Source organism: Armatimonadota bacterium, assembly GCA_020354555.1.
Lineage (GTDB): Bacteria > Armatimonadota > Hebobacteria.
In genome coordinates this window covers 4,408,965-4,414,133 of sequence record CP070648.1, presented here as the reverse complement: position 1 = coordinate 4,414,133, position 5,169 = coordinate 4,408,965, and the positions used below count along the sequence as shown (strand labels likewise).

Genomic DNA, 5,169 nt, shown 5'->3' with positions numbered 1-5,169 from the left:
TCGTACACGCCCTCCACCGGGTCGAAGCCGTTCATTACCAGATTCGCCGGGTCGTAGTTGACCTTGATGGACTTCGTCCGCAGGCCGCGTAGAAATGCGCCGAGCGCCGCCCCCGACTCTGGCCCCGTCTCGCTGGCGAAGACGACCCCGATCCCGTCGCCGTGGGCGCCGATGTCCTCCAGCGCCTCGGCGGCGGTGCGATACTCCGGGGCCGCGGGGTCTTCCGGTATCACGCCGATGTGTGACGTCATGACGGTGACGCCGAGCCGCTCCGCGAGGTCCATCATGCGCTTGGTCGTCGCGATGTCTTCCGCCAGATGATCGGGCCGCGTGAATCCGCGGCCGAGGTCGCCGCACAGCGCGGATATCTCGAGGTCGAGCCGCTTGAGCGTCGCCAGCAACTCGCGGATGTCGTCGTCCGTGGTGGCGGCGGGGTCGAGTTCGCCGCTGCCGCTCGTCGCCCAGATCTGGACGCCATCCGCGCCGAGCGCGGCCGCCGCCTCCAGGCTCTTCGCAAACGGCGTGCGAAACGAAGCAGTCATCGCGCCGATTTTCATCCTGTCGAAGCCTCCCGTGGAATTCCGCGGTATGTTCGCTTCGGTCGTGGAATCACCTGCCGGAGCGGGCAAGCAGGGGGTAACGCCGCGCGTTGCCGCTCCTTTTGGAGTGCGGGACTTTCAGTCCCGCTTTTCCGGGCGGCAGCGGAGCTGCCGGTACCAAAGCGGCGATGAATCGCCGCACTCCATAATGGCGTCGAGTGCTCGCCCCGGTCTCGGCGCGAGCGGCCGGTCCTTTTGGAGTGCGGGACTTTCAGTCCCGCTTTTCCGGGCGGCAGCGGAGCTGCCGGTAGCAAAGCGGCGATGAATCGCCGCACTCCATGGTAGCGTCGAGTGCTCGCCCCGGTCTCGGTGCGCGCGGCCAGGCCTTTTTTGGAGTACGGTGGTTTACGATCCCTTCACATTCCCGGCGAAGAACTCGGTGACCCAGGCCTGGACTTTGTCGAGCGGCGGGTCGTAGTGGCCGCCGTCGTACCACTCGATGCGCTTGGGGTCACGCGCGGCTTCGAACAGCGCCTCGCCGGCCGCGGGCGGAACGAGGGTATCCTTGCGCCCGTTGATCATGAGCAGCGGCCGGGGCGAGATCATGCCCGCGTAGTGCACGGGGTCGATGATCTTCAGGTTCGTCTCCCCCTGCGCATCGAGGTTTGCGCCCGCGAACCTCGCCAGGCCGCCGCCGCCCACGACGAGGCATGACGCGTCCACGCGCTCTTCCACGCCGCAGAACACCGCGCCGAGCATCGCGCCCATGCTCATGCCGAGGTAACCGAGGCGGTCGGCGTCAACGTCGTCGCTCGCGGCGAGAAAATCAACCGCCCGGCGCATGTCAATCACGGTCTGCACAAAGGCGTCGCGCATCGCCGGCGAGCGGCTGTTGAACAGCGCCTGCTGGCGGTTGTCCTTCTTGCGCTCACCGTGGTACTGCGCGTCAATGGATATCACCGCGTAGCCCTGCTGCACGAGGAAGACCGTCGGCCACTGGACATAATCAACTTCCTTCGAGTCCCCATAGCCGTGCTGGACGAAGACCACCGGCGGCTTCTCGACCTTGGTGGGCACAGTGAGCAGCGCCGAGACGCGCTGGTCGTGGGCGCTGGTGTACCAGAGGTGGTACTGCACGAAGTCGTCGGTGCGCTTGAGTTCGGACTGCTCGACATCGATCGGAATGCTCGCGTCGTACTGGTAGAACGCGAGCGCGGAGATCTGCGGCGCGGATGCCGTCTCCTGTGCCGCGCACCCGGCGGCGGCCGCTGCGATGCAAACGACGAACGCCCAGAGCAGAATGAATCCTCGGTTCATGGTGCCTCCTTGTCGGCAGTAACTCGCTGCGATACGCGCGGCTCGTGCGCGACGGTCGCGCTGCGTCCTGGTCTAGCACGTTAGGTGCAGGGCGGCGATGACGCGGTGCTCCCGCACGAGATCGTTGTAGTGCGTGCACGCCTCGGCAGTCCGCGCGGCGATCAGGCGAATCTTCGCGGATTCGAGGTGCTCGCGCACGTCATCACCGATTTCGACTAACCCCGACGCGCCGGTGCCGATGATAAGCACCTCGGGGTTCTCGCGCAGCACGCCCTGAAGATCGGCCATGCTGACGCGATGCCCCTCCGCACGCCACCACGAGTCATCCACGCGGTCCGGATAGATGATGACGTCGCCGGTGTACTCGCGGCCGTCGATCACAATGCGACCGAAGTCGTAGGCGTCAATCATCGTCAACCGAGTAGGCGCAGTCATGGGGGCCGTTGCGTAAGTTGCTTCGACGGTACCGAGATTCTTCGCTTGGCGCCTCGCTCCCGCCACCGCTGAAGCTAAGGCGGGCAAGCACGCTCGGCGCGACGCTCTGAATGACAGCTTCGGGGGCCGTCAAGCACGAACCAGCGGATTACGCAACAGCCTCGATCGGGGAGCCCGCCCTTCGACCTTGCTCAGGGTGAACGGAGGGGCTCCCCTGCGGGACCACGCACGATACCCTTGCGACACTTGCGCCAGCGAGTGCAGACCGAGCAGCTGCATCACGGCAGCGAGTAGGACTGCAAGTCCATCTCGATGACCGTGGTGATGACGCCGGGATCCACCTCCGCCGCCTTGCGCTTGACAATGCCCACGTTCGGCGCGTACCAGATGTCGAGATAGCCCAGCGCCAGGTCCGGCGGCGCGATGTGCACCTTCATCGTATCGTACTCGACGCTGCCGACGGTGATCGTCTCGGCGCTCACCGTCGCGGTCGCCGTCACGTCCATCACCGAGGCCACCTCCCACGTCTGCCCCGCGATGGGCGGAAGGGAGAGCAGTCGCGCCGGCGGGTCGAGCACCTCTTGCGCTTCGCTCGCCATCTGCACTGCGGCGAGCAGCAGCTCGTACGGCGCGGCGTCGGTGCGGTGCAGCCACAGCGTGACGTTCGACGGCGCGCTTTCGCTCCACACGAACGTCGTCAGTCCGCCAACCTCCTCGGTGCCGGTGATGGTGGCGGTGACGGTGCCGCTCTCGGGCGGGTTCGGGGCGCCGCCCGCAGGCGTCGTCTGGAGAATCCAGTGATAGGTCCACGACGCGCCGACGGCGAGCGGGGCGTAATCCCCGAAGATGGCGTAGATGCTGAAGTGGCTCACCTCGGCCGCCGCCGTGCGCCGGTCGGCGGAGACGACCGCGTTGAAGCCGCTGTCCTGCCAGGTGTTGTTCTGAAGCTCATAGAGCGTCAGCGTCTGCCCCGCGGGGAGCCGCGCGCTCAGGGGGAACGTGATGGTCACCGGGAGCAGGAACTGGAGGCCGGCCGGCTCGAAACGCGCCGCGGATATCACCGCCAGGCCGTCGGGCGGCGCGGGAACTTGCCCCGCGCTGAGAGGCGTAACCAGTATCGTGAAGTCAGCGGGCAGCGCGCCCGGCGGGAAGTCCACGATGAGCCCGCCCGCCTCGAGGCGCCCGCCGGCAGGCCCGATAATCGCCGTGCCCGGCCCGGTAGCCGAGCTGCCGCCGCAGCCGGCGACGAGCATCGCAGCGATTGTCACCAACGTCAGAATCCCGATCGTACGCAGAACCACTTCGAACTCCTTACTATCGAGGTTCGTGCATTATGGGAGGACGCACGGGGCGGCGCCTCTCCCAAGCGAACCTCGTCCGGAAGAGTCTGCGGTGATTACCGGTGCTCCGGTAATACCCGAGACTCCACACCGGAATCCCCGTCACGTGTTTCGACGTTCCCCCGCGCCGCCCCTGTCACTGCGCGCGGGTGTACCTGTTCCCCTCCCCCTCGCGCGGCCAGGGCGCGATGACGCGGTACGGCGTCTCGCCAAGGAAGTCCGGCGACATCGAGGCGTTGAGCGCGGCGTCCACCGCGCGGACGAAGTACAGCAGCCCCTCGGAGGTCACCGGCACCTCGGCGCGGAAGCGGCCGTCGCGCTCGGTCATCGGCGCCGACTGCCATTTGACGGTTGATGGCAGCGGCTTGTAGTACACGCGCACCGAGCGCAGCGGCGAGGCGTCGGCCACCACCGCGCTGATCTCCGCGGTCTCCGCGCCCGGCGCATGATCCGCGCGGAGGTCAGAGATGCCGGGCGCCTCCGCGTCCGCGCTGACCTCGACGACGTACGGCAGATTCGCTCCCTGCTCGGGTGACACGGCCGTCGCGCCGCCGCCGGCGACTTCGATGTAGTATTCCAATCGCCCCGCGCCAATATCCGCCCCCGCGATCACCGCGAAGTACCTGCGCTCGCCCTGCGCCGGGCGCATTGCCAGTGTCGCGAAGTCTCCGCCGCGCGAGCGGTAGTGAAGCACGGCGGACTCGACATCGGCCGCGCTGAGCACGGTCGCTTCCACGCGCAGGCTGCGACCGGGTTCGAGGCGCAGCATCGGCACGTGCCCGATGAGCGGCGGCTCGCCGGCAGCGGGCAGATCGGCGAACAGCGACGCCTTCATGGCATCGAGCTTGGCGACGTCCTGCTCGACCGTGCTCGTGAGATTGCGCCAGTGGAAGTTCTGGGTGTGCATGCGCAAGGTGTCGGGGAACGGGCGGTAGTGGCGCCCGGTGACCTGCGCCAGGGCGCGCCACTCATCCGCCGCGCGGGCGGCGTAGGCGCGAGCCGCGTCGAGGTGGGGCAGGTGCTTCGCCCGGTTGAACAGCTCCAGTTCTACGGAGGCGCGGAGCTTCTCCGCATAATACCCCGCGAGATGGGACCGCGCGTCGGCATCGGCGCGCAGGCAGTCGAATTCCTGCCACGCCGGGGAGCTGTCGGGGAGATTTCGCAGCGAGCGGTCCGCCGCTTCGGCCGCGGCGAGCGCCTTCTGCGAGCGCTCGAGCAGCAGAGCGGCGGCGTCGAGCGGGGTCATGCGGCCGGAGGGCCGGCGCGCCAGGACCTCCTCGGCGTATTCCGCAGGCGAGGAAATCGTCGTATCGTCGAATGCCTGCACCGCGCCGAACTCGTTGATGTCGCCGCCGGTCTCGAGTTCCGGCGCCATGTCGCGGTGATCCGGCCCGAGGCAGTGAGCGGCGTAGATCAGGGGCACGATGCGGCTCATCCACACCGTCATATCGAGGACATCCGGCCCGGCGTCGCCGAAGCGGCGGTTGAATGCTTCATCCCACACGCGCGGCGGGCACTCGGGGTTGTACGACAGCCGC

At 67.8% G+C, this 5,169-nt stretch carries 5 protein-coding genes; all 5 read right to left on the bottom strand.

Annotated features, from left to right (window positions below; translation table 11 throughout):
• Positions 1-557 (bottom strand): sugar phosphate isomerase/epimerase (locus JSV65_18050; GenBank protein UCH34403.1); only part of this gene is annotated, 557 nt, incomplete at its 3' end.
• A gap of 387 nt (positions 558-944) precedes the next feature.
• A complete protein-coding gene (locus JSV65_18045) occupies positions 945-1,856 on the bottom strand; it encodes an acetylxylan esterase (protein ID UCH34402.1) in 912 nt (303 codons plus the stop codon).
• Between the two features lie 72 nt (positions 1,857-1,928).
• The gene (locus JSV65_18040) at positions 1,929-2,291 is read right to left on the bottom strand and encodes a hypothetical protein (protein ID UCH34401.1); all 363 of its coding nucleotides are present in this window, start codon (positions 2,289-2,291) and stop codon (positions 1,929-1,931) included.
• Positions 2,292-2,569: 278 nt separating this feature from the next.
• Positions 2,570-3,592: a hypothetical protein gene (locus tag JSV65_18035; GenBank protein ID UCH34400.1), complete on the bottom strand. Its 1,023-nt coding sequence runs from the start codon at positions 3,590-3,592 to the stop codon at positions 2,570-2,572.
• A 175-nt stretch (positions 3,593-3,767) separates the two neighbouring features.
• The coding region (locus JSV65_18030; GenBank protein UCH34399.1) for a hypothetical protein at positions 3,768-5,169 on the bottom strand (1,402 nt) is incomplete at its 5' end.

Excerpts from the sequence above, each read along its gene's own strand:
- JSV65_18045 (UCH34402.1), bottom strand. The coding sequence starts at position 1,856 with ATGAACCGAGGATTCATTCTGCTCTGGGCGTTCGTCGTTTGCATCGCA.
- JSV65_18040 (UCH34401.1), bottom strand. The coding sequence starts at position 2,291 with ATGACTGCGCCTACTCGGTTGACGATGATTGACGCCTACGACTTCGGT.